The 24,613-nt window shown below is 50.7% G+C and carries 23 protein-coding genes; 4 read left to right on the top strand and 19 right to left on the bottom strand.

Annotated features, from left to right (window positions below; genetic code table 11):
* Positions 1-251: 251 nt before the first annotated feature.
* Both NT073_RS32570 and NT073_RS32565 read left to right on the top strand, forming a co-directional pair.
* Entirely contained in the window at positions 252-686 is a 435-nt protein-coding gene (locus NT073_RS32570; RefSeq protein WP_297382431.1) for a septal ring lytic transglycosylase RlpA family protein, read from the top strand.
* A 108-nt stretch (positions 687-794) separates the two neighbouring features.
* Complete coding sequence (locus NT073_RS32565; RefSeq protein ID WP_297382430.1) at positions 795-1,706, top strand: DUF58 domain-containing protein; 912 nt, start codon at positions 795-797, stop codon at positions 1,704-1,706.
* A 103-nt stretch (positions 1,707-1,809) separates the two neighbouring features.
* Here the strand turns inward: NT073_RS32565 and NT073_RS32560 are convergent, their stop codons facing one another.
* Positions 1,810-3,276, bottom strand: coding sequence for a TlpA family protein disulfide reductase (locus NT073_RS32560; protein ID WP_297382427.1), 1,467 nt, complete (start codon positions 3,274-3,276; stop codon positions 1,810-1,812).
* 100 nt (positions 3,277-3,376) lie between these two features.
* Here NT073_RS32560 and NT073_RS32555 point away from each other — a divergent pair, with 100 nt between their 5' ends.
* On the top strand, positions 3,377-4,195 hold the full coding sequence (locus tag NT073_RS32555; RefSeq protein ID WP_297382425.1) for a YdcF family protein: 819 nt from the start codon (positions 3,377-3,379) through the stop codon (positions 4,193-4,195).
* Between the two features lie 46 nt (positions 4,196-4,241).
* Here the strand turns inward: NT073_RS32555 and pfkA are convergent, their stop codons facing one another.
* From pfkA to NT073_RS32465, 18 genes are all read right to left on the bottom strand, one after another.
* Positions 4,242-5,216 (bottom strand): 6-phosphofructokinase, encoded by a 975-nt coding sequence (gene pfkA, locus NT073_RS32550; RefSeq protein WP_297382423.1) that lies wholly within the window; start codon positions 5,214-5,216, stop codon positions 4,242-4,244.
* 237 nt (positions 5,217-5,453) lie between these two features.
* The gene (locus NT073_RS32545; protein WP_297382421.1) at positions 5,454-6,203 is read right to left on the bottom strand and encodes a glycosyltransferase family 2 protein; all 750 of its coding nucleotides are present in this window, start codon (positions 6,201-6,203) and stop codon (positions 5,454-5,456) included.
* 56 nt (positions 6,204-6,259) lie between these two features.
* Positions 6,260-7,582 (bottom strand): glycosyltransferase family 4 protein, encoded by a 1,323-nt coding sequence (locus tag NT073_RS32540; protein WP_297382418.1) that lies wholly within the window; start codon positions 7,580-7,582, stop codon positions 6,260-6,262.
* Entirely contained in the window at positions 7,579-8,550 is a 972-nt protein-coding gene (locus tag NT073_RS32535) for a hypothetical protein (protein WP_297382416.1), read from the bottom strand. Before NT073_RS32535 ends, NT073_RS32540 begins: the two co-directional genes overlap by 4 nt.
* Before the next feature lie 8 nt (positions 8,551-8,558).
* Positions 8,559-9,365 carry an FkbM family methyltransferase gene (locus NT073_RS32530; RefSeq protein ID WP_297382414.1) on the bottom strand — a complete coding sequence of 269 codons (807 nt, stop codon included), beginning with the start codon at positions 9,363-9,365 and terminating at the stop codon, positions 8,559-8,561.
* 58 nt (positions 9,366-9,423) lie between these two features.
* Positions 9,424-10,923: a polysaccharide biosynthesis C-terminal domain-containing protein gene (locus NT073_RS32525; protein WP_297382412.1), complete on the bottom strand. Its 1,500-nt coding sequence runs from the start codon at positions 10,921-10,923 to the stop codon at positions 9,424-9,426.
* An 82-nt stretch (positions 10,924-11,005) separates the two neighbouring features.
* Positions 11,006-12,061, bottom strand: a complete 1,056-nt coding sequence (gene pseI, locus NT073_RS32520; protein ID WP_297382410.1) for a pseudaminic acid synthase — start codon at positions 12,059-12,061, stop codon at positions 11,006-11,008.
* 97 nt (positions 12,062-12,158) lie between these two features.
* On the bottom strand, positions 12,159-13,064 hold the full coding sequence (locus NT073_RS32515; protein ID WP_297382408.1) for a LamG domain-containing protein: 906 nt from the start codon (positions 13,062-13,064) through the stop codon (positions 12,159-12,161).
* Between the two features lie 74 nt (positions 13,065-13,138).
* Positions 13,139-13,849: a LamG domain-containing protein gene (locus NT073_RS32510; RefSeq protein ID WP_297382406.1), complete on the bottom strand. Its 711-nt coding sequence runs from the start codon at positions 13,847-13,849 to the stop codon at positions 13,139-13,141.
* A gap of 102 nt (positions 13,850-13,951) precedes the next feature.
* Positions 13,952-14,494 (bottom strand): UDP-4-amino-4,6-dideoxy-N-acetyl-beta-L-altrosamine N-acetyltransferase, encoded by a 543-nt coding sequence (gene pseH / locus NT073_RS32505; RefSeq protein ID WP_297382405.1) that lies wholly within the window; start codon positions 14,492-14,494, stop codon positions 13,952-13,954.
* 11 nt (positions 14,495-14,505) lie between these two features.
* The gene (gene pseG, locus NT073_RS32500; protein ID WP_297382403.1) at positions 14,506-15,540 is read right to left on the bottom strand and encodes a UDP-2,4-diacetamido-2,4,6-trideoxy-beta-L-altropyranose hydrolase; all 1,035 of its coding nucleotides are present in this window, start codon (positions 15,538-15,540) and stop codon (positions 14,506-14,508) included.
* Positions 15,533-16,234: a pseudaminic acid cytidylyltransferase gene (gene pseF, locus NT073_RS32495; RefSeq protein WP_297382401.1), complete on the bottom strand. Its 702-nt coding sequence runs from the start codon at positions 16,232-16,234 to the stop codon at positions 15,533-15,535. Before pseF ends, pseG begins: the two co-directional genes overlap by 8 nt.
* Positions 16,231-17,406, bottom strand: a complete 1,176-nt coding sequence (gene pseC / locus NT073_RS32490; RefSeq protein WP_297382399.1) for a UDP-4-amino-4,6-dideoxy-N-acetyl-beta-L-altrosamine transaminase — start codon at positions 17,404-17,406, stop codon at positions 16,231-16,233. The genes pseF and pseC overlap by 4 nt, the downstream gene beginning before the upstream one ends.
* 18 nt (positions 17,407-17,424) lie before the next feature.
* Entirely contained in the window at positions 17,425-18,441 is a 1,017-nt protein-coding gene (gene pseB, locus NT073_RS32485) for a UDP-N-acetylglucosamine 4,6-dehydratase (inverting) (protein WP_297382397.1), read from the bottom strand.
* 46 nt (positions 18,442-18,487) lie between these two features.
* A complete protein-coding gene (locus NT073_RS32480) occupies positions 18,488-20,008 on the bottom strand; it encodes an arylsulfatase (RefSeq protein ID WP_297382395.1) in 1,521 nt (506 codons plus the stop codon).
* A gap of 19 nt (positions 20,009-20,027) precedes the next feature.
* The gene (locus NT073_RS32475) at positions 20,028-20,933 is read right to left on the bottom strand and encodes a hypothetical protein (protein WP_297382393.1); all 906 of its coding nucleotides are present in this window, start codon (positions 20,931-20,933) and stop codon (positions 20,028-20,030) included.
* A gap of 84 nt (positions 20,934-21,017) precedes the next feature.
* Positions 21,018-22,031: a GNAT family N-acetyltransferase gene (locus NT073_RS32470; RefSeq protein WP_297382392.1), complete on the bottom strand. Its 1,014-nt coding sequence runs from the start codon at positions 22,029-22,031 to the stop codon at positions 21,018-21,020.
* 226 nt (positions 22,032-22,257) lie between these two features.
* Positions 22,258-23,136, bottom strand: a complete 879-nt coding sequence (locus NT073_RS32465; RefSeq protein ID WP_297382391.1) for a phosphatase — start codon at positions 23,134-23,136, stop codon at positions 22,258-22,260.
* Between the two features lie 374 nt (positions 23,137-23,510).
* On the opposite strand from NT073_RS32465, the gene NT073_RS32460 reads away from it, so the two are divergent.
* Positions 23,511-24,464 (top strand): hypothetical protein, encoded by a 954-nt coding sequence (locus tag NT073_RS32460; protein WP_297382389.1) that lies wholly within the window; start codon positions 23,511-23,513, stop codon positions 24,462-24,464.
* Positions 24,465-24,613: the final 149 nt, after the last annotated feature.

Here is a 24,613-nt window from a genome sequence, read left to right as displayed (position 1 = left end):
CTCAAACGCTAAAGTACATTCTATCAGGATAGAACAAAAAGAATACAGTTAAATATATTTTGGGCGTAATTGATGCCAAAAGTAAACGGTAATGTAGAGCTAATTCCACACTTTTTTCGCTAATAGCTTGGTTATAAAGGGCGTGTATATTATCTTTGTTTTTAAGGAATTGCACTTTTTTGGGGCGGCTGGTATGTGGAAGTAATGTAAACATACCCCCCGCCTATTTTTTTCACGTAACTAGGAGCTGTATGAGTTTGATCATGTCCATTATGTTGTTTTTTAGCAACATAAACCCGGCGGAGGCTCTTCCGAGCCTCATACAGAAAGGCAAAGCGTCTTTTTATTCCAAGAAGTTCAATGGTCGCAGGACCGCTTACGGGGAGCGCGTTAGCGCAGCAGCCCTCGAAGGAGCCCACCGTAACTTACCTTTAAACACGTTGGTTGAAGTAACAAACCTCGACAATCAGCGCTCAGTAATTGTACGAATCAATGATCGGGGGCCTTTTGCCAAAGGGCGCGTTATTGATTTAACTATGGCAGCCGCTCATGCACTTGGCATGGTTTCCAAAGGGATTGCCAATGTATCACTTCGGGTTGTTGGCAAAGGCTATGCAGTCGCTATGACGCCTTCGCCGTTTACAACCCCAGTTGAGTTTCAGCCCCTGCTGGAACCCGTTATGTAAGCAGCTAACAGCTGCGTTTGCGAACCGTTCGATATTTCCCTGTGCAATTCCTGCCGGAGATGTCGAACGGTTCGCTTTTTGCGTTAAATTCAAAAAGCGAAAGAGCTTATGAAACAACCCCTTAATCTTAGCCAGGTACGTTCGTTTGGAAACGTCGAATTTCTGGCCCGTCAACTGGTCGAAGGCTTTATTACAGGGCTGCACAAATCACCCTTCCATGGGTTTTCAGTCGAGTTTGCGGAACACCGACTCTACAATACCGGCGAAACGACCCGGCATATCGACTGGAAAGTGTTTGGCAAGACAGAAAAACTATTTGTCAAGCGCTACGAAGAAGAAACAAATTTACGCTGTCACCTGCTGATCGATACGTCGTCATCGATGTATTACCCTGAAGCTACGTATGGGAAGATGACTTTCAGCGTGATGGCAGCCGCGTGTCTGGCCTATATGCTGCAGCGCCAGAAAGATGCCGTGAGCCTGACCACCTTCGCGGATCAGATCGACCTGCAAACGCCTACAAAATCGACGCCGTCGCACGTTCATAAACTGTTTACGCAACTCGATCTGTTGATGCAGCAGCCTAAACCGCTACGAAAAACCTCGGCGGCTGATGTCATTCATCTGGTAGCCGAAAAAATCAATAAACGGTCGCTGGTGGTTATTTTCAGCGATATGTTCGATAACAGCGAAAAAGCCGATGCGCTGTTTTCAGCCCTGCAACACTTACGCCATAACTTACACGAAGTGCTGCTATTTCACGTAACGGACAAAAAAACGGAGGAGGAGTTCGCCTTCGACGAACGGCCTTACGAATTTATCGACCTAGAAACCGGAGAAAAGGTGAAGCTTCAGCCCGGACAGGTACGGGAAACGTATCAGCAGGCGGTAAAGTCGTATTTCCAGGAACTGAAAATGCGTTGCGGCCAATACAAAATCGACTTCATCGAAGCCGATATCGCCCAGGGCTTCGACCAGATTCTCCAAGCCTATTTGGTGAAGCGGACGAAGATGAGGTAATTTTTTTAGAAGTAGGAGTTAGTAGATAAAAGTGAGGAGTTGCTGGCGCGAGAATATTACTGGCGTCAGCAACTCCTCACTTTTATCTACTAACTCCTGCTATTCACTTCTTCGCCGACACCGATGCTGTCCGTTTTGCGGCTTCCTGTCGCTTATTGAACAGGATAAAGTCCTCAATTTGCTCGGTAGGGAGCTTGCGGGCAATGATTCGTTTGTTCTTATCCAGCACGTAGACCGTTGGTGTTGTCCAGACATCATATTGCCGCCGGAAATCGGTTCGGGAGCTGTAATCATAGCCGTTAATGGCCTTCCCCAGCTTAAACTCCTTAATGAACTTCTTCCACTCTTCGGGGCTTTGATCAATGGCGATGGCTACGACTTCTATGCCTTTCCCCTTGTAGTCGTCCACCAGTTTCTTGATTTTTGGCGCGCTTTCCCGGCAATGACCGCAGGTTGGCGAATAGAAAAACACAATGGTATAATCTGATTTCAGGTTCTGGAAAGCAATTGGCCGACGTAGGGTATCGCTAATGACGGGAGCCACGAATGATTTACCGACTAGATTGGGCTTCATGGTAGCCACCCGCTCGCCGATGCTTTTGAGGGTCGATGAATCGGAAACCGTCATAACGCCCGTTTTATAATACTTTTCGAACATGTGTACAAACAAGCCGTCTGTTCCCATCACTTTGGGTTGCTCGTACTGGCTCGTGATGTAATAGATGGTGTAGTATTTTACTTCGGCGCTTTTGCCTGCAATAGCCTTGTTAACCACCAGATCGGCTTCTTTAATAAGGGAATCTGGCACCTGAACGGTTAGCTCTTTGATGTAACGTTCTACTTTTTGCTGCAACAGAGGTGACCGGACAAAACGCTCATCGGAGAAGTCGAAATCATCCCAGAAGTGTGCCTTAAAATAATTGAAAACCCAAACGGAATCCGGGCGTCCATTCGCGGCCTTTGGAGCAGGCGGCACGTCGGGTTCGGCAGAAGCTTTGAACAGCTTAGCGGCAAAGGAACTTGCGTTGTCTTTCAGGAACTGGCTGCGGTAGTCTGTGGCCTGTTTCTGCAAATCGCTCAGCTGTTTGTTCATCGTGGCTGCCGAAACGGCATCATTTCGCATCTTTTTCTGCACATTCAGCGCTTGCGCCTGGTCCGATAATTTACTGAGTTGCTGCTGATAGGTATAAAATAACTCATTTTCTTTGGAGCCTGATACCTTCATGCTGGCGATGATGTTGGTTGTATCGGTATCGAACGAGAACTGCTGATCGTCGGTAACCAGCAATTGCAGATACCCTTTTTGGGGCATAACGACAATAAATAGGCCCTCGGGTAGCTTCTTGGTTCCTTCAAAAACCATGTTTCCGGCACCATCTACACGGGCCGTATCTTTGGGTATGTATTGAGTGGAGCCGAAAAAGTGAGCCAGTACGCAGGTCGTATCTTTTAGCCCTTTAACATGGCCTATAATTTTAAAACCACTATCAATTGGTTTGGTCGCTGACTGGGCCCAGATGGCGGGAAGTAAATACAAGCTAAACAGCGCCGTTAAAAGGTGTTTTTTCATACAGAGTGGTATGTATCTTCGCAACAGAATAGGATCAAATTTACGGTATTTTGCTGGTAGGTTCTTGCTATCAAAACGCTTGCCACCTTACAAATAGTCTATGTTTTATTTCTTTTCCAAAACCATTACTTACCTCCTTACACCCGCTGGCTGGCTGGTAGTGGCTTTGATAGGGGCTTTATTGGTAAAAACAGCCCGATTGCGACGCCAACTTATCGGACTTGCACTGGGCGTTTTCTGGCTATTAGGAAATTCGTTTCTTGTTAACGAACTGGCTTTGTGGTGGGAGTACCCAATCAAGCCCGACATGCATGTGCCCGGAGATTCCGTAAGACGGGTGGCTATTGTATTGACCGGAGGCATCATAAACGGCGAACGGGAAGCACCCGGTACCCCCCTGAACCGAACACATCTGGCCCGGTTTCTACTAGGACGGGAAGCCGACCGGATAGGACAGGCATTGTACTTGTACAAAACGGGAGCTGTTCAGAAAGTGTTAATCAGTGGTGGTCTGGGCAGTTGGCCCTTTCATCCGATAAGCCTGAACGACGAAGGGCATTTGGCCGGTGAGTTATTGATCATTGCCGGGGTTCGGCCGGAAGACATCATACTGGAAGGTAAATCGCGGAATACGCACGAAAACGCCCGTTTTTCAGCCCCGATTCTCCGCAAGCATTTCGACAAGTCTCACTACGAGTATGTCCTGATTACATCGGCCTGGCACATGAAACGGGCAGTAGCCTGCTTTCAGAAACAAGGTGTTCAGACAATTCCGTTTCCGAGTAACTTTTTGGGAAACCGACGGTTGTTTGGCCCTTCCGAGTGGTTGTTGCCCGACGAAGAAGCCTTTTTTGAATCGTACTATCTGATTCGCGAATTTGTTGGCTACGTCACCTATAAGGCTGTGGGCTATGTGTAGACCTATAAGGTTTTAACAACCTTATAGGTCTGGACGAATACTATGATTACACAGATAAAATCTTTACCATCCTGAGCAAATCCTCGCTAATTGGCTTCGGCAGGCGAATGGTATCACGGAACGGGGTGTAGACCAGCTCATTATTGATGATCCCGGCCATTACGTTCTGTTCGCCATTCATCAGGCCTTCCAGAGCGCCAAGGCCCAGGCGGCTGGCCAGAATCCGGTCGTAAGCCGTAGGAATGCCACCGCGCTGAATGTGCCCCAGGGTTGTTACCCGCATATCGATGGTGGATTGAACCTGAAGGCGTATTTTTTCGGCAATCTCGGTCGCATTACCGGCTTCTTCCCCTTCGGCAATGACAACGATGGACGATGATTTCTGGCGGCTCCAGCCCGATTTAAGCGTTTCGACAACTTCAGAAATTGGCGTCAGTACTTCCGGTACCATTACCATTTCGGCACCACCGGCAATACCCGACTGAATCGCAATATAACCGGAGTCGCGGCCCATCACTTCAATGAAGAAAATACGGTCGTGAGAGTCGGCCGTATCGCGAATTTTATCAATGGCTTCCAGAGCCGTATTCACGGCGGTGTCGAAGCCAATCGTATGGTCAGTTCCGTAAAGGTCGTTATCGATCGTGCCGGGTGCGCCAACGGTTGGAATACCGTATTCGTCGAAGAAAAGCGTAGCACCCGTAAAGGTACCGTTACCGCCAATGGCAACCAGACCTTCAATATCGAATTTCTTGAGTTGTTCGTAGGCTTTTGCGCGCCCTTCAGGCGTCATAAACTCTTTGCTGCGGGCCGATTTCAGGATAGTGCCTCCACGCTGTACGATGTTACTCACCGAGTGTGAAGACATCTGAAAGATATCGCCATTTATCATTCCGCTGTACCCCCGGCGGATACCGAACACTTCAATGCCGTGATAGACCGCCCCCCGAACTACAGCCCGGATACAGGCGTTCATACCCGGTGCGTCGCCACCCGAGGTAAAAACAGCTACTCGTTTCATAGGTTAAATCAATTTTTTAGGAGAATTTCACAAAAAGGCTACGCGGGTAACAGAATAAATCCTGCAAATTTATCCGCATTTACCAATCAAAAGGCATACAACTGGGAATTATCCCATTGTTTTCACACAAATTTCACAAAAAGGGAAAACTAGTAGTTAAAAGTGGTTCACTTGTTCACCTATTCCGGTTCATCCCCACAGCTCGGGTATGGATTATTCCTGGGTTAAAAAGCGTTTTCACGTATTTCTTTTAAACTGACTGGCCCGCCACAGGATCTTGCTATGGTTAATTATCGTTTGTACCAGCCCAAAGTGCATCACAAGCACTTTAAAGCGGTCAATGAGCGATTGCCTGTGCTGCTGCACCGATAAGCCACCCACTAAATACCGGCATAGCGTGAAGGGGCTGAATTGAACTTTGGAAGCTGCTTTCAAACAGCGAATCTCCCAATCCAGATCGGCGCTGAGGTTGTTGATAGGATAGGCTGGAGCAATGGCCCGTCGGGCTACAAATGCCTGATGACATACTTTCATGCCGAGGGCCATATCGCACCACGTAAGGGTGTGGGGTAAGGTGTGCGGAGTAATCTGGCTTCGCAACCCAACCGGGCTGCCATCTTCCCGAACGAACAGCGCATCGCTGTAATAAACATCAGCGTCTGTTGACTTGATCTGGGCCAGCAGCTTTTGCAGCGTGTCCCGATCATATAATTCATCCCCGGCATTCATGAACCACACATACTCGCCCGTTGCCCGCTGCCGCCCTTTGTTCATGGCATCGTACAGGCCTCGGTCGGGTTCAGAAATCCAACTGGTAACGTGGCGCTCGTAACGCTTAATAATGTCCAGCGTACCATCTTTGGAGGCACCATCAACCACAATATATTCAAAGTCGGTAGCCTGCTGCGCCACAATGCTCTGAATCGTGCGTTCCAGAAACCGCTCAGCATTGTAGGTAATGGTGATGATGGAGATGGTTGGGGGCATGAGTAGAAGCGAGGAATGAGGAGTAAGGAGTTGCTGACGCGAGGGTATTACTGGCATCAGCAACTCCTTACTCCTAACTTCACTAATTGGCTATATAATTCCACATGTTGCCGTGCCACTACGTCTTCTGAGAAACTGGCTTCGGCGGATTGCCGGGCGTTTTGTCGAAGGGTATTGGAATGAGCATGCGTCAGAATGAACGCCAGGCCATCCGCCAGTTGCTGAGCGGAACCAACATCGGCGAGGTAGCCGTTTGTTTCGTGATCGATCATTTCCGGAATGCCACCCGTTCGGAAGCCGACGACGGGTGTTCCGCAGGCCATGGCTTCGACAACGGTGTTGGGCAGGTTGTCTTCCAGCGAAGGCACAACCAGCGCATCGGCGGCATTATAGGCGGCTACAATGTCGTCTTCTGTTGTCAACAAACCCAGATGCCGTACCGGGTAGGGAAGTTCGTTGAGCAAATACGAACGTCCTTTTCCAAAAACCAGAACTTCGGGCGTTAGGGCAGGGTGTTGCTGATGAAGGAGCGTGAGGGCTTCGGCAAAATAGCGGAAGCCTTTGCGGGTGTCGGTTATGTTCGCGCTTCCGAACAACAGGCGCGGCTTACCGGTATCGGGTAAGTCGAATCGATTGGCGGCCTCCGTCCGGTCGATGGGTCGATACAGGTTCTGATCGACGGTATTCGGGATGACGGTAAACGGAGAATTGCCCAACAAGGTGCTGCTCCGTCCTTCATCGGCCAGCCAGTGGCTCGGCGAGACGAAGTGAATGTTCGAGTCTGCAAACAATCGCAATTTCTTCTCGAAAATTTGGTAGGATAAATCCTGCGCCCCCGGCTTTTTCAGGTAGGGGCAGTGATGGCAGTGAGTTTGGAAATTAGGGCAACCGTGGGTATAGTGACAGCCGCCCGTAAAGGTCCACTGGTCGTGCAGTGTCCAGACAATGGGTTTACCCAGATCAATCAGTGCCCGAAGCCCGTTAAGCGACAAAAACCCGAAGTTGATCCAGTGCAAGTGGATGACATCGGTTTGCTGAATAGCCGGGTGGAAGGTTAGCCCGGCACCGAAACGGGCGGGCGAAAACTGAAACCGTACGGAGGGGTCTCGTTCGTAGGGCAGAAACGCCAGCCGCTCGGCCACAAATCGGCCAAAGGCGGTTTGTTCTGCCAGAAAGTTATTCGCTAAGAAAGAAACACCGGGGGCGGGTTTGTGCGTATCCAGCCGATTGGGTGTGCCAATCAGCATTGTGCTTTCTACCACTTCATTCGGCTGCGCTGCCAATGACGTCGGGTATTTCTGCAACGCACGATGCAGCCGGGTTGCCGCTACTGCAGCCCCCCCGAAGGATTGATAGGTACTGAGCAGGGTAACTCTCACCGACCGAGGAGTTTATCGAATTTCTTAACGACCTCGGGCCAGAATCCAATTTCGAGAATGCGCCCCCAAACCCGCCGACGGGAGTATTTTTCCATCTCGTCGAAAATAGGGTCTGCAAAACGGCTTTTGGCTTTTTGGGTCAGGATGAGCGCAAAGCCGTGCTGTTTGAGGGTTGTGGCAAAAACCCAGCCCAGCAGCAGGTTCCGTTGTGTGAGGGCAGCTTCGTCGGCAAAGCGGTTCAAGTACGTCATTTCGCCCCATGCCGCGCTGCTTTTCAGCGAAAACAAAACGAACTTCTTGAGGAGCGGATTGGTCGTAAAACTGTCAAGTAGGGCCGGGGTGATGCGGGGCGAGCCTTTCGGAATCAACTCCACCAGCCAATGGCTGTTCTGCTCTTCCATAAAGCGCAACACCTCATGGAGCTTGTCTTCACCATCGTAAACGGATAAAATGCCCGGCTCGAACTCGGCCGTCAGCACCCGTTTGGACCGGGCCTCACCGAGATTTCGGAATAGCCGGAGATCGGTGCCCTGCGAATCGGTTTTAAACCAGTCTACCCGATCGATATTCAGGCTATCGAGGGTGGAGCGGAGACTGCGCGTTTTCAGTTGAACGACCTTTGATAGTTCAAATTTCGGCGCGAAGGCGTACTCTTGAATCAGGTCGGGGCGAGGAGGCAGCAGGCTGGAACAGTGGGGCGATGCCGTCAGGTAAAAGTTGGAGCTTTCTTTATCCTCTTCCGCCGATTGCGGCCCGGTAACGATATTGTTGAACGTATATAGCTTCCTGAAATGCTTCGATTCACTTTCAACGTACCCAAAGTCGCGGTCGTCGGCGTCGAAGGCGATGCAAACGGCGTATTTGGCGAACGCCTTCCAGCGGCCATGCAATTGCCCCGATGCCCCAATGTCGACCAACACAGGCGGCTCAGTCTGGAACTCAGGGCGGGAAAGTATTTTGTCGATCATTTTACTGCTTAGTTGCGATAGGCAAAGATATTCAATTGCAGGTCCATGCTGTCGCTGCCTTTGTATCGATGGTTGGCGAGGGGCGCATGGCGGTGCTGACTGGTGTTGATGTAATATCGAAAACCGCTGTCTTCCAGTACTTTCATGACCGGGGCCAGGGTTTGGGGATGATCCAGGTAAGCGTGGAATTCAACGAATAGACTCTGAACATGAGCGAGTGCATCGTGGCAGTCGGTGAGCACGGCCGTTTCGGCCCCTTCGATGTCCATCTTGAGCATGTCTATTCGGGTTTCGCGCAGGAGATAGTCCCGCAGCCGGACCGACGGCACCAGCTTCCGGTCGGTCTGCGAGAAAATAGACGCCGAATCGGCCTGATCGCTGCCGAACCAGATGCCTTCGTCGTTGGTCCAGACGGCTTTGGTAATGACCTCAACGCCCGAAATCTGGTTTTGCCGGAGATTTTCCTGCAAGGTGACGCTGATCTGCTCGTCGGCCTCAAAGGCAATAATCCGGGCGTTGGGGTACGTCTGCCGGAAATACGCGATGCTCGTGCCGATGTTGGTGCCGCAGTCGAAAATGACCGGATTCGCACTGGTCGTATTGAACCGGTAAAATTCATCAACGAATATCTCCCGAAACTGCCAGACAAACGACAGAGCATCGGGCACACGAAACCGGTATCGGCCAAAGGAAACATCAACCGTTTTGTTGCGCGGCTTACTGCCGTAGCGGAACGCGAGCCCCAGCAACCGGCGACCTTCTGCCGAACGCAGAAGCCGGGCAGCCTCGGTAAATAAGAATCTAAAAACCCACATAAGATTGTTACGTAGAGCTACACAAAGAAAAACTCAGTGTAGCTCTGTGGCAAAGTTTTCATTTAGTTATAAATCGTTTTTTCAGCCCGTCTACCATTTGGTTAATGTCAGGCGATAGTTTTAAGGCCAGCACAGCCCCTCCAAACAGCCCGGTAATCAACGCCGACCGCCAGCCTACATCCAGCATAAAACGCCACTTGGCAGCTCGTGCATTAGAATACGGAAGTTGAACCGATAGCCACCACACCGCTAAGCCAAGCCCGATAACTACCAGATTTCGCCAGGTAAACGGCTGCATCTTAAATGCAAACCCCACAAACAGCGTCCGGGCGAGGTTAAAGAGCAGGGTAACGAAGGCGGCCCCTATCGCGGCACCGTTGATCCCGAAACGCGGTATCAGGTACAGATTGGCACCAATGGTAATAAAAATGAGTATCACCACAAAAAATGAGTCGTAGGTATAATAGCGCGACGTGTTGAGGATGGTGCCGTTGATACCCGTTGCCATATCGAACAGTTTACCTAAACCCAGCCATAGAATTACGTAATAACCCGCCGAATAGCTCGCGGGCAGAAACTGGAAAACGTTAGGCAGATTAGCGGCCACACCCACAAAGACAAGGCAACCTGCAATTAATTGATTAAGACAGCTTTTTCGATAAATATTGGCAATATTCTCCAGGTCATTGACTTTCCACGACTCGGCAATGAGCGTACCGGACACTTTGTACAGGGCCGTAGCCGGAATGGCAATGACGGCGGCAAAATAAGAGGCTGTTCCGTAAATACCCGTATCGCCCAGCCCCTGCTTGCTGTTGATCATCATCTTGTCGATGGTAATGACAACCTGAGACGACAGGGCCGAAGTAAAGGTCAGGCTGGCGTAACGGATCAAGTTTCGCCGTAAGTCCGGGTTGACGGATACAAAGTTTCGGCTGAAAAATAAGGCTTCGTCGCGGGCTACGCTGATAATCATGAACAGCAGCGGCAGCAGGAAAGCCAGCAGCCAGACGCCCAGAAATTGTGGAAACGTAACCCAGCCGAGCCAGTACAACCCACCGGCCAGCGTGACCAGCAACCGCTGAACGAACTGTTGCAACAGCGTTCCGGTAACGGGGTCGTAGAGTAAGCGCGAATAGTTATCGAAAACGGTAAAATAAACCGTACAAAACGTCAGCGGAATGAGCAGATAGTAGTATTCGACAAACAGCGCTGACTGATCCTGGTACAGGTAGACGATCCAGGGCCGCGCCAGCCACAACGCAAGCACACACAGACAGAAACCCACGAAAGTAGCCAGACTGGCAATGAGCAGGAAGCCATTATGCTGCCGTTCTGCATCACGGAAATAGGGAAAGAACCGCCCGCCTGCGCCGTTGATGCCTACGTTCGACGCCTGCGCCAGAATCAGAGACAACGAAATCAGAAGGGTTAGCAAGCCAACCTGTTGCTCACTGAATAGATTCGGAAACCAGATTCCCTGCGTCAGAAAACCGACAACCACACCCGCATAGGCGTAAATTGAGCTCTGGATGGTTTGCCGTTTTATAATACCCACGTAGTGAATTGTGAATGAGCGAATGAGCGAATGAGTGAATAAAGAACGACCAGCCGGTATTCAGTAATTCGCTCATTCAGAATTAATGTATTAAATCCCACGCCAAAGCTGTTCCGGCGGGGATGTTGGTGGTAGCGGTTTTGCCGAGGATGTCGTCGTAGTAGCGGGTGTGAAGGCCGTTGGCCGGGCGGATACTGCGTACGTTGTCGGGGGTGAAAGGTTCGCCCGCGCTCATGTCGCGTACCACATAGAGGGAGCGCTTGAATTGCAGGCTTTTTTCTTCTTTGGGAGTTAGTGTGTAGCTCACCTGCCCCATGGACAGTTTGGCCCGCTCGGTTTCAATCACGAGGCTTTTCAGTTCTTCGGGCTCTAACGAAAACGCCGAATCGACACCGCCATCGGCCCGGCGCAGGGTCACGTGTTTTTCCAGCACCACGGCTCCTAACGCAACAGCCGCAACAGCCGCACCGATACCCATGGTATGGTCTGACAGGCCAACGGGCACGTCGAACAACTGGCTCATGTGCGGGATGGTAAGCAGATTCGTGCTTTCGGGCGTGGCGGGGTAGGTGCTGGTACACTTGAGCAGTACAAGCTCCGTACAGCCGTTGGCCCGCAGCACCTTCACCGACTCGTCGAGGTCGGCAACGGACGCGACACCGGTGCTCATAATGACCGGCTTCCCCGTTTGCGCTACTTTTTTGAGCAGAATATGGTCGGTATTTTCAAAGGATGCAATCTTGTACAGCGGCACGTCCAGCGATTCCAGAAAGTCGACGGCCGTGGTGTCGAACGGAGAGCTGAACGCGATCATGCCGCGTTTTTTGGCATGGTCGAAAATCGGTTTGTGCCATTCCCAGGGCGTATACGCATCCTGATAAAGTTTATACAGGTTTTTATCAGCCCAAAGCGATTTGGCATCCCGAATATAAAACTCCTCCGATGCTCCGTTGAACGTGATAGTATCCGGTGTATACGTCTGGAGTTTCAGCGCGTGGGCACCGGCATCCGCCACGGCGTCCACGATTTCCAGCGCCCGTTCCAGTGACTGGTTATGGTTGCCCGACATCTCGGCAATAACAAAGGGACGATGTGCCGATCCGATGGTAAACTGGGCAACCTGAATGGGTTGAATCATTAGTAAGTTGAGGTTTTTGCTGGGTAGTCGGGCATTGGCCTGCAAATTCCTACCTGGTTTCAGCACCCCAAATTTACCACTTTTCGGGAAGAATTGCCTAATTGGCACTAAGGACTAGTTGGCCGCCAAGCCCATAGGTTACTTGAGCGGCTCCATTAATGTAAACTCGCAACGCGTTAGCAAGGTATGAACTCGGTACACGTACAACATGCCGTACCTGCACCGCGTCGGTAGCTTTGGGTATGCAGCCACACGACCAAACGGCAGGGTCGTTCCAATCACCGTTCCGAAGCGAAACAAATGGCTGAGCCGTAATCGGATTAAGGGTAAAGTCGGTCTGGCAAGTGGTAGCCTGGTATAAAACACGCACCTCGGCATCGGATAATATGCCCCTGTAAACCCGCACGTCATCTATATCGCCGTGAAACGGTTGAATGAGAGTGCCCTGCGTTGGTCGTATGCCGATGCAAGCCTGTAAGGGACATGTATAGCTCAAGGGAGCTGTGGGGTTAATTGGGACCGTTTGCGCCCGCTCGCCATTGATGTAAAAAATCAAGGCATTCTCGGCCCGAATAGCCGTCAAGTGCGTCCAGGTATTCGTTTGCACTGATTGAGTGGTAATAACAGAACCCGTTGTATTGTACGAAAAGAAGTTCCAGACATTTCCGCCATAAACAGGCTGATTGGTCAATGTCAGGCACTGGTTGGGCTCACTAAACGAGAAGATTGTGAACGCATCCGCCTGAGCCGGAAACGAGGCCAGTCGCACCCAGGCAGACAGGGTATAGGTTGGGTTGGTAAATGGAGCAGCCGGTAAATTGATGTAAGCGTTTTTATTGAAAAAATACGCACTGTTAGGCTTTCCGAACCGGTCGGTAGTCAGCGTTGCGTTGACAACCATACCATTATTTGGGCCAAAGCCGTCCTGCGCATTACCCGAGAAAGAATAGCAGGCGACCAGCTGGTTAGCGGCCTGACCAAAGCAAAGGACGGTACTTAGCAAGCACAAAAGTGTTACTGGTAGTATACGGCAAAGCATAGAGAATAGGGTAGGAGTTGACTAATAAGTAGCTTGGATTAGTTCAATTCATATACCCGTTTGGCTTCGGCATCAGACAGGGCACGGTTGTAGATCCGTACATCGTCGATAGCTCCTCTGAACGAGTAAGTTCCGTCGAAACGCTGACCAATAAGTGTCCGGACAGTACCCTCGTAGAATGGTTTGCCGGTCATGGTCTGTGAAGAACTTAAGGCCCCGTTTACATAGATATTCAGCTGATTTTTACTACGGCTGGCCAGGATGTGATACCACTGATTGGTGTTAGTTGGCAAGCTCCCGGAGTAGGCGAAATTGAAGTTGGCCCGGTCTTCGGTGTAGGACCACATGCCCCATCCTAACACGGTTGTATTGGCCAGTACCATAGCATGGTCGCCCCGGTAGTTGCCGGTGTCCATAATCGTGAGCACATCGTAGGTCTGCGGAACATACGCCAGTTTAACCCAGGCGGCATAGGTAAATTCATCCGTAGCAAATTTGTTGGGAGGAAGTTCAATGTAACTGCTGCCGTCGAAGGCGTAGGCTGATTCTGTGGTGCCGAATCGGTCGGTTGTAGGTGTAGCACCAACAATCTGAGCGGTATTATTATTGCCGCTCAAATCTTTAACACCTTTTGTAAAATCATAATAAGCAACCAGTCCTGCAACCGGCTCGGGGTCAATCGGCTTTTTGCAGGCAACAAAGACAAAACATAAACCCGTTAAAAGAAAAGCAAGGTAGACTTGTTTCATTCTTATAAATGAAGGTGTGTTGATTTATGTAAATATATGAAATGACTTTGTTTAGTGTGCAGGGAATTGTAGGGGACCGCATGGTCCTTTCGGCAAACAGGATTAGCTGCCGTAAATCTTCACCCGCATAATGGTCCGGTAGGCTTCCCACTCTGGTTTTAAGAGGGCTAAACCAACGACATCCTGCCAGGCACCGTCTTTTTTGACGTGTTGCCGATAATAGGCTTCCCGGCGAAAACCGAACTTCTCGTGCATCGAAATGACCTTGTCGTTAAAGGTTATGACTTCGCACCGAAGTTTATTGAGCTTCAGTTCGTTAAAGACGTATTCGAGTACGTTGAATTCGATTTTAGCTCCTAAACCACCGCCCCGAATGCTGGTATCGCCTAAATAAAACGCCCAGTAGCAACTACTAAGCGTTTGGCTGATACCCGTTAGCGAGGCCAGGCCTATTTTTTTGTCATTGTACTCGATCAACCAGTACCGGGAAGACGAGTCCTGCTGAATGCGGTCGAACCAGGCCTTTTGCTGCTCGGCGGTTATAGGCTCGCTGGTATACATGTATTGGGCAACTTCGGGCGAGTTGCGCCAGGTTCGTACCAGTTCAATGTCGGTTTCCGTTAACGGCGTGAGGGTAATATCCATAAGTTGACTAATTAAGTTAGCAGCAATGTTCGGAAAAAAGCCGCGATTCGCTCGCCTGACCGACCATCAAAATAGCGTTGCTGATTAATCAGCGTATTATTGACCGTCGAAACAGGCAAGGATAGAGCCGCCCGGAGTTCATAACCGGTGAAGGCTTTTTCGAGTACCGCCAGGGCAATGTGGTTATCCTTGTAAAAGGTTCGGAGAATGGCCTGGTTGTCGGCCGTTAGTATACCGACAAACGGTTTGCTCACGGTGGCAACTTCGTACGAAATGGTACTGCACGAGACCACAGCCACATCGCAGGATTGAATGACCTCCACCATCTCCACGGGCGATAGATTTCGCCGAATCTGCACCCGATCTTCTGCGTAGTTGGCAAAGCTGTTCCTGTGCGGATTGGCGGCACCCAGTACGACAACGATCTGCTGAACGAGCGGTTCGTTCAGCAACGTTTCGACAACCCGATGGCTTATGTTGTCGGGATCGGCCCCGCCCAGATTGACCAGTACTCGCCGGGGTTGAAATGTGGTTAGCGTATGAGTAGAGCGCTGAATACCCGCTTCCAGAAACGGCTTTCGGAGCAGGGCGTAGGCTGTTCCGGTCAGGAATTGGGTGTAGCTTTCTGCCTGGTAATCCACTGCCTGTATAGTGCCGCCATGATTAATGACAACATCGGCGTATTGGTGCCAGGCTATCAGGTCATCAACGACAATGAGTTTTTTGCAGTGCTGTTTGACGGTTTGTTGATAGTCAGCGCCAAAGGAATAGCCATCGAGCAACACGAATTCATGGCCCGTCAGATGGCTGCTGAGGTTTTGGGCATCGGCTGCATAATCGGTTGTTTGGGGTAAACTAATTATGTCGAAGGATGCCTGTGTCAGTAAATCCCGAACCGCGTCCGACGGCTGTTGAATGGCAAAGGAGAGGCTGAACGCATCGTTCATCATCTCGGCAATGGCCAGGCAGCGCATGATGTGGCCCAGCCCAATTTGAGCGCCACCATCGGCCCGAAAAACCAGCCTTGGTGCGTTGACGTCAGTCATTCGGCAGTAAATCGTTTAGCAGTCGATACTTGAATTCGGCTACTTTCCAGTCCGATTCGGTATCGATGTCGTGCGCGTGCATTTCGTCGATTTCAATTCCCCCGGCCGTTAAACCCGGCAGTTGCCGATGCGTCCGCAGCCGGTCAACGTTGAACCAATAAAACTGTCCGGCGTCGTGGTACATGGGTTCCAGGTCCTGCGAACGCAGCAGAAAAGCATCCGGCTGTGCCCAGCTTAACAGGCCGTCATTCAGCTTAAAAGCCCGTTGAATTGGAAACGAAAACGCCTGAATGGGATATACAATATCGACTTTTTTATCGAGCAGTAACCGATGCGATGCCGTCAGTAAATCAGCCGTAACGAAGGGAGCCGTGGGATACAGGCAGCAAAGCGAGGTAAATGTTTGCCCAATGTGTTCATATTCGTCCAGCACCTCCAGCAACACATCGATGGTCGACGCATAATCGCCCGAGGTTTCCGGCTTTCGCAGAAACGGTACGGATGCGCCGTGCTGCCGGGCAATGTCCGCAATTTCGGCATCGTCGGTCGACACCATCACCTCGTCGAACAAGCCGGACTGCAAGGCCGCGTCGATGACATACGCTATGATGGGTTTACCCAGAAACGGACGGATGTTTTTGCGGGGAATCCGCTTGCTGCCGCCCCGAGCGGTAATGATGGCTACGTTGCTCATACGCCTGTGAATTCCTTCACCGAATCAATGACATACGTCTGTTCGTCGTCTGTCAGGGTTGGGAACATGGGCAGACTCAGGCAACGGGCGTAGTACCGTTCAGCATTGGGGAAGTCGCCCGGCTTCCAGCCGAACTGCCGATAGTAAGGCATCAGATGCACCGGTATGTAATGCACCTGCGCCATGATGTTCCGGGTTCGCAGAAAGTCGTACAGCCCCTTGCGGTCGTCAACCTGAACGACGTACAGGTGATAAGCATGGCTGACGCTGGCGGTCGGAACGATGGTGACCACCGGTGTTTCGGCAAAAGCGTCGTCGTATCGTTTCGCAATTTCCTGCCGACGGACCAGCATGGCATCAGCGCGCACCAACTGGCTGTTTCCCAAAGCGGCCTGCATGTCGGTCAGGCGGTAATTATAGCCGAGCTCCTGCAATTCCATGTACCAGCCCCCGCGTTCGGGTTCGCCGGGATAGGGTTCGGTAAACTCGTTGGGCTTGTTGGTAATACCGTGCGTCCGGAGCCGCATCAGGTGTTTATAAAGTGCTTCGTCGTTGGTCGTAATCATGCCGCCCTCACCGGCCGCAATGTGCTTGACGGGGTGAAAACTGAAGATAGCAAGGTCGGCCAGTGAACCGTCTCCACAGCGGTGATTGACGCCCTGGCTATCGGTAAAGGAACCACCCGGCGAGTGGCAGCTATCTTCCAGAATCCAGAGCCCATGTTCATCGGCCAGTTCGCGGAAAGCGGCCAAATCGACCGGGTACCCGGCAAAATCAACCGGAATTATACCCGAAAAATAGCCTTTTGGATGCTGTTCAATGAGCATCCGTACGGCATTTATATCCAGCAGGGCGGTTTCGGAGTCAACATCGGCAAAGACGACTTCGCCCCCGCAGTAGCGAACGCAGTTGGCCGAAGCTGAGAAGGTAATGGGCGTGGTAATAATGCGGGTTCCTTCGGTTACGCCGAGGGCCATGCAGCAGAGGTGGAGCGCGGCTGTTCCATTCGCTACCGCCACAGCGTACTGGCAGCCGATGTAGCTGGCAAAAGCCGTTTCAAACGCACCGATATGCGGGCCCTGCGTAAGAAAAGGGCCACGCAGGACGTCGGCAACGGCTGTAATATCCTCGTCCGTAATATGCTGCCGACCGTAGGGGATTGGTTGATTCATGGTTAGTATAATGGGATGCTACACCGAAAATTCAGGGTCAACATGTTCCCGAATCTGCTCACGCAGTTGGTCGACGTTGAGCCATTCGGTGTTGGTGCCGGAGTTGTATTTGAAGCCCATTTCTACCGGCCGCCCGTTAAACGCTTTCATATAATCGTCAATGCTCCATGTGGGTGTTGAGGGCGTAATGACGTAGTATTTATCCGTTTCGACCGTATTGAGCGAATCGGTTTCGGTAATCATTTCTTCATGGAGTTTCTCGCCGGGGCGAATACCAACCAGTTTCTGTTCGCAGTTGGGGCCAATGGCCGTGGCAACGTCGGTGATACGGTAGGAAGGGATTTTCGGGACAAATATCTCACCGCCCCAGGCGTGTTCGAGCGCATGAAATACCATTTCGACCCCTTCTTCGAGTGAGATGTTAAAACGGGTCATGTCGGCGTGCGTGATGGGCAGCACGCCTTCTTTACGCTTGTCCAGAAAAAACGGAACGACGGACCCCCGCGACCCGATTACGTTGCCGTACCGGACGACCGAGAACTGCAAATTGCGGCTGCCTTTCATGTTGTTGGCGGCTACAAACAGTTTATCGGAACATAGTTTGGTCGCTCCGTAGAGATTGATCGGCGCGGCTGCTTTATCGGTCGAAAGGGCCACGACGCGCTGTACGCCATTATCCATGGCAGCATTGATGACATTTTCGGCCCCGAACACATTGGTTTTAATGCATTCCATCGGGTTGTACTCAGCCGCCGGAACCTGCTTCATGGCAGCCGCATGCACAATGATATCGATCCCCTCACAGGCCCGCTTGAGCCGTTCGCCGTCGCGTACATCGCCAATGAAAAACCGGATGGATTTGTATTTCGATTGCGGGTAATACTGCGACATTTCGAACTGCTTCAGTTCATCCCGCGAATACACGACCAGGCGTTTAATATTGGGGTGGCGCTGGTACACCATCTCGACAAATTTCTTGCCGAAAGAGCCCGTACCACCCGTAATCAAAATGGATTTGTTCGTTAAATCAAGCATCGTTTTAGGTACTCAGTTGACCGCCGTGGGTCAGTTAAAAAGCTGTCTAATTGGTGTTTCCTTTTTCGCGGACGGTTTTCAATAACGCGGCCAGTTCAGTGGTTAGCTGCGGGTTGCTCCCGGCCAAATTTTTTGTTTCGCCAAGATCGGTTTGCAGATTATACAACTGCGGTCGTGGTGAATACCCGGTTTCGATATTGGTGTCACGGTTGAGTACCGGGCCGCCGGAGGGTTCAATGTACTTCCAGTTGCCGCGTATCAGTGATAGCGTACCATTGATCGCATGTTCTATAACGTATTCGCGACTCTTTTTAGTTGTTCCTAAGAGCGTCGTCAGGCTATTAAAGCTGTCGGGAGCTTCGCCTTTGGCCAATGGCTGGCCTACCAGTGCGGCAAAAGAAGCGGCCAGGTCGACCTGGCTAAACAGCGCATCGGAGGTGCCGGGTTTCACTTTCCCGGGCCAACGCACGATAAACGGCACGCGGGTTCCGGCATCGAACGCGCTGTATTTGCCTCCACGCAGAGGTCCGGCGGGTTTGTGACCGTTCAGTTTTTCCACCGCCTGATCTTTGTAGCCGTCGTCGACAACCGGGCCGTTATCGCTGCTGATAATTACCATCGTGTTGTTTGTTAAACCCAGCCGGTCAAGGGTTTGCATGACTTCGCCCACGCACCAGTCCAGCTGCAAAATAGCATCTCCACGCGGCCCCATGCCACTTTTACCCGCAAAACGAGAGTGGGGCATACGCGGCACGTGAATGTCATGTGTGGAGAAATAAACGAAGAACGGATTGCCCTTACTGGTCTCGATAAACTGATTGACCTTTCCGGTCAGCACATCCGCCATTTCTTCGTCGACCCACCGGGCCGACTTTCCCCCGCTCATGTAGCCAATTCGACTAACGCCATTAATGATCGTTTGATCATGACCGTGCGAGAACAGCATTTTGAGCAGTTCGGGATGCTCTTTGCCGGTTGGCTCGCTTCCAACCGACTCTTTATAACTCACCTGAACCGGGTCGGCCGGGTCCAGGTTGACAATGCGATGATTTTCTACGTACACGCAGGGCACACGGTCGCCGGTGGCGGGCAGAAGATAGGAGTACGTAAAACCAATTTCCAGCGGGCCGGGCTTTATGTCGCCATTCCAGTCGGGACCTCCTTTGGGGCCAAGTCCCAGATGCCATTTGCCCACGACGCCCGTTTTATAGCCCGCTCTTTGTAAGATACCGGGCATCGTGACGCGGTCGGTGGGAATGAGCAGAGCGGCATCGCCGGGCGCAATGCCGGTGCCTGTTTTCCGCCAGGCATAAGCACCAGTCAAGAGGGTGTAGCGCGAGGGTGTACAGGTCGACGACGACGCATGGGCGTTAGTGAAGTTCAGCCCTGCTTTGGCTACCCGATCGATGTTTGGCGTGCGAACTTTTGTTGCGCCATTGCTGCTGATGTCGCCGTAGCCCAGATCATCGGCATAGATGAGCACGATATTGGGCTTCTGCTGCGCTACCACGGCCGATTGGCCGAGCAGACATAAGCTACTGAATAAGAGGAGAATGGCTGGTTTCATGATGGGTTTAGGGACTGGACTACTCGTTCGTGATCGACTCGCTGGTGGCTTGCCGCTCAAAGGCGTCAATATAACTTTTGGCACTGGCATTTATAATCTGAACACCCTGGTAATCGGCGTAGTCACGCAGTACTTCATAGCCGCGAAAGGCTTTATGTAGCGAGAGAAACTGCGCGGCCATAGAAAACGTGCGCTGCCGCTGGGCATCCAGATACACCGGCTGGTGCGTAAGGTCTTTCGGCTTGTCGTAAAAATGGATCTGCTTGATCAAGAGCTGGTTTTGATCGTTTAGCCGGATTTGTTCATGCCAGGACGTATCCGCACCGAACAGGTAAATTGTCTTGAACTTTCGGTTTATCATCAGGGCCAAAGCCGCGATGATAACGGTTTGGGCCTGCGGCATACCAAACCCTTTGGCATAAAGCCAGTAGATTAACCTCTTGAATCCACGGAGAACCGTGTAGTTGAAGTAAACGACGGTGATCAGCGGGTTACCCTGCTCAATTTTACCGAGCAGATACGTCCCTTTGGCAAAATGCGGAACGAATAACGTCATGGGCCAGTCGACTTTTTCCAGAAAGACCGAAAGCGTTTTCCGGATATCGTCGCGGTCGGTGGTATGTTCGTTGAAAACGAAATAGTTAGGGTCTAAAATAACGTAATCCTGCGGTCGAAGCTGGGTAAAAGCCTCGGCATGGGCGAAGTTATTGACGCAGACAATCTCGGTTTGCCGGATAAAATCGAATTGTGTCGCCAGCGACTCCGTCAGGGAAGGGCCGTTCCCCAGCACCGAGCAAACCGGCAGCTGAGGATTAGGCAGACGAGTAGCGTGCCGAATACGGATAGCAACCTTTGCCAGCGACACCAGCGATGCGACAAGGTTGCTCAGAAATTGACTTATAGAATTAAACGCAGCTTCGACCATGCAAACGGCACCGAGGACGTACCTTTTTTCTACAAAACAACGAAAAAAACACCAGACCGGCAGATGTTTAACTGGATTACCAGATTACAGCTTTTTTGATGGCGTATGCTGTAAGTAGGGTAAATCATACTGATCAATTCTTCGTTCGAGGGTATATTTTGGTGATTCCTGAGCACCCAGATTACGTTTAAAGCGTAACAGACTGGGCTTGGGTTGGCGGCTGGCGTCGAGCGACACCCCCAAATCGAGCAAGTGAATTCCGTGTTGCTGGCAGTGGCTATAAAGCCCATCAATGAGCAAGATCATCGGGCTGAAGGCGTGGTAAGCCGGGTCGGAAGCGGGCAGAAACGTATAAAGAATATCGTGTCTGACGCGTACCGTTATCATGACGGCCGCCAGCGAAGGGCCGTTGGTTACTGTAAAAACGCTGAATTGTTCAGGAAACGACTGTAGCAGATCGATCAACTGCTCCGGCTCCAGGGGCAGCGGGTAGCCCTGCTGCTGCCGGGTTCTGCGGATAAACGTTACAACGTCGCCCACGTTTGTTGGTTGCTGATGAGCGAATATAAATTCGACCTCCCGGCATTTGCGAAGCCGCCGACGAGCGGCCGGAGCCAGTTTAGTTACGAAGGGCTCATCGTCAATTGGCAGAAAAGAACTGGTGTTTGAGTCGGCAATTACAAACTTATGCTTGGCCAGTACCCACAGCAGGTGGTCGCTTTGTAGGGGGGCGTAACAGCGCGGGTAGGTTAAGAGCCTGATTCGGGTGCTTCCCAGCTTATGAGCGGTTGTTATTAAAACAGCTACAAAGGTGCTCAGTACGGTGGTTGGGAGCGTTTCGCTCAGTTCAATGGAGCCAAACGGGGCAGCCGCAGGACTAAGCGCGTCGGTCGAGTGGATAAAAAAGGCACAGCGGGCTTCGGCTTTTTGAGTAAACCGGTTTACCGCCGAGATCAGGTAAAACGAACCATTGTCCTGTTGCCTGAGGTGGGCGTATTCGTTGAAGAAAAAGCCCGGCTGACAAAAAGTGGGGATGTCGGGTGGGTGGGGCGTGTGTTGTACCAGAAACGTGTAATCGATTGGGCGGGTGTGGGTCATGTGCGTAATGACGGCCAACCTCTGAGTAAAGTAACGGATTGTGTCAAAAGTGTACTCTATTCTGTGCAGATGCCCCAGCCGTCCGGTTAGGTGGTGTTATGGTCAGTTTTTTGTTAAGGAACTGACCCCACCATCAGCTCGAAAGGTACGACTGAATGGTATAAAAAGTCCCCGGCCAGCTGCTGCCGACCGGGGACGTGATGAAGAGATGCAGTCTTGGAAAAACTTATTTACGCTTGCAGATTTGCGCGTAGACCTGTTGGATAATTCCGTCTTTCAGGCCCAGATCCGGGACGATAATTTTATCAGCTCCAGCCCATTTCATGACAGATATATAGATGTCGGCGGCTGGTACGATCACGTCGGCGCGGTCGGCATTCAGGCGGAGCTTATTAATTCGGTCCTCCTGACTAAACCCGGCTATGTAATTGCGGATACGTTCAATTTCGGCTCGGCTTGTTTCACTTTCCGCTACTTTGGAAGCCAGGTTAAAGAGTTTACTGATGTTGCCCCCGGTACCTACAGCCGTAATTTCCTGAGACGAATCGACATTTTCTTCTACCCAATCCTCGATCTTACGCCACGCTCCTTTGGTTTCTTTGCCTTCCAGTAGTCGAACCGAGCCAATTTTAAAGGATTTGGAGTTTATTTTCTGACGGTTGACGTACACATTCAGTTCCGTACTGCCGCCACCTACATCAATGTGTAAGTACTGGCGGTCGTCCAGCGCGTGAACAACTACATCATTAATAAGCTCGGCTTCTTTACGACCGTCGATAATATGAATTTTTATGCCCGTGGAGGCTTCAATGCGTTTGGCAATCTCCTGTCCGTTGGAGGACTCCCTCATGGCCGAGGTAGCACAGGCCATGTAGCCTTTTACCTCGTGCAGTTCCATCAGGAGTTTATACGCCTGCATGAGTTTGGTGGTACGCGCTTCGCTTTCAGGTGTGAGAGCCCCAAAGTTGAATACGTCGTGTCCTAGCCGCAGCGGGAAACGTACATATTCAACCCGCTTGAAGCTAACCAGGTTGTCGTTGTGTAAGACCGTCGAAATTTGTAGTCGTGCTGCATTAGAGCCGATATCAATAGCTGCCAGTTTCACTAGTTGAAGTGCTTTGTGAGTGGGCCAAAGGTAGATTTTTTACGTGTATGTAAGACGTTTCACCGTTTATTTCCAGTACATGGGTTTCGTTACTGGTTTGTTATTTTCGTAGAGAGTTGCGTCATGATTATACCAATTCATTAATAATGAGTACTATTAGTGAATAATATTAACGGAATATTGAAACTTACACAATAAAAGAAAATAAGGACGTATTTTAGAGTGTAAGAAAGTCCAGTACCTAAATAGCCCGGAGCCCGGAGCTCTGGAAGTCGATCACCATGTTACACACCAAAAATTGGATTAAAGGAAGTATACTCTCACTAATAAGTTTTGTTTTCAGTTGGTTGGCACTGGAGGGGGTCTGCAACCTCATGTTACGCTGGAAACACCATATTAGTCAAAATTCGATACAGCAAAGTTTGCCCACAGCCACAACAACGCAAAACAAACTTACCTTAATAAAGTATGATAGCCTGGGTATAATCAGACCAGCACCCGGCCAGTATGAGGTAGTTTATTCATTAAACACGGGGCAGGAAAGTAAAGGAAAGCCGACTTCGGCGGGAAAAACAGTATCTGTTACATACCACATTGATAGTCTGGATCGACGGGTTACCCCATTCGACGATAGGCAGGCTGTTGGCAAGTACGCGTTGTTTCTGGGGTGTTCATTTACCTACGGCGAGTCGGTGGCCGATACGAGTACCCTACCGTATTTTTTCGGAAAAGAAACGGGTTACCGACCTTACAATTATGGCGTATCTGGCTACTCACCAGCTCATATGCTGGCCCTGATGCAGGCTGTCAATATGCGCAGTGAAGTACTCGAAAAGGATGGTGTTGCTTTCTATACCTATATTGAAGATCATCTGGCCCGGGTAGCTCCCAGCACAAAGTGGATCTATAACTCAAACGGATATTGGCCTAACGTTGATCCGGGCACCATGACCGTAAAAGGTACATATGCTGAAAGGCATCCGGTCTCTTACAGTCTGATTCGTGGAATGTATAAAAGTAATATTGTCAACCTCTTTAATATTAACTTCCCCCGGCGATATACCGTTGGTCAGTATCAGCGGTTTGTGGACATAGTCAAGAAAACGGAAGAGCGGTACATACAGCAGTTTGGAAACGATAACTTTTATGTGGTGGTGTTTCCGGCTTATCCAATGGCCCCCGAATTGCGCCAGCTTTTTGAACAGGAGCACATAAAAGTTATCGACTACTCAGCGCTCTGTTCATGGAAAACGGCTTATGATGGTATGCATCCGGATGAAGCATGTTACCGACACGTGGCCAGCAACTTAGCTAAAATGTTTAAATGACAAACTATGTCTGATTATTATACGAAATAAAGTAACTAAATGCATTATAATTCCTCTTTTTCATTTTATAATAATAAACTGTGTGATCTGAATCGTGTGAAAAAAGTCTAACAATAAACCCGTTCGGTAAGTAGCGCCAATTGCTATGT

It is taken from the genome of Spirosoma sp. (assembly GCF_026391055.1).
Taxonomy (GTDB): Bacteria; Bacteroidota; Bacteroidia; order Cytophagales; family Spirosomataceae; genus Spirosoma.
This window is presented reverse-complemented; position numbering and strand designations above follow the sequence as displayed.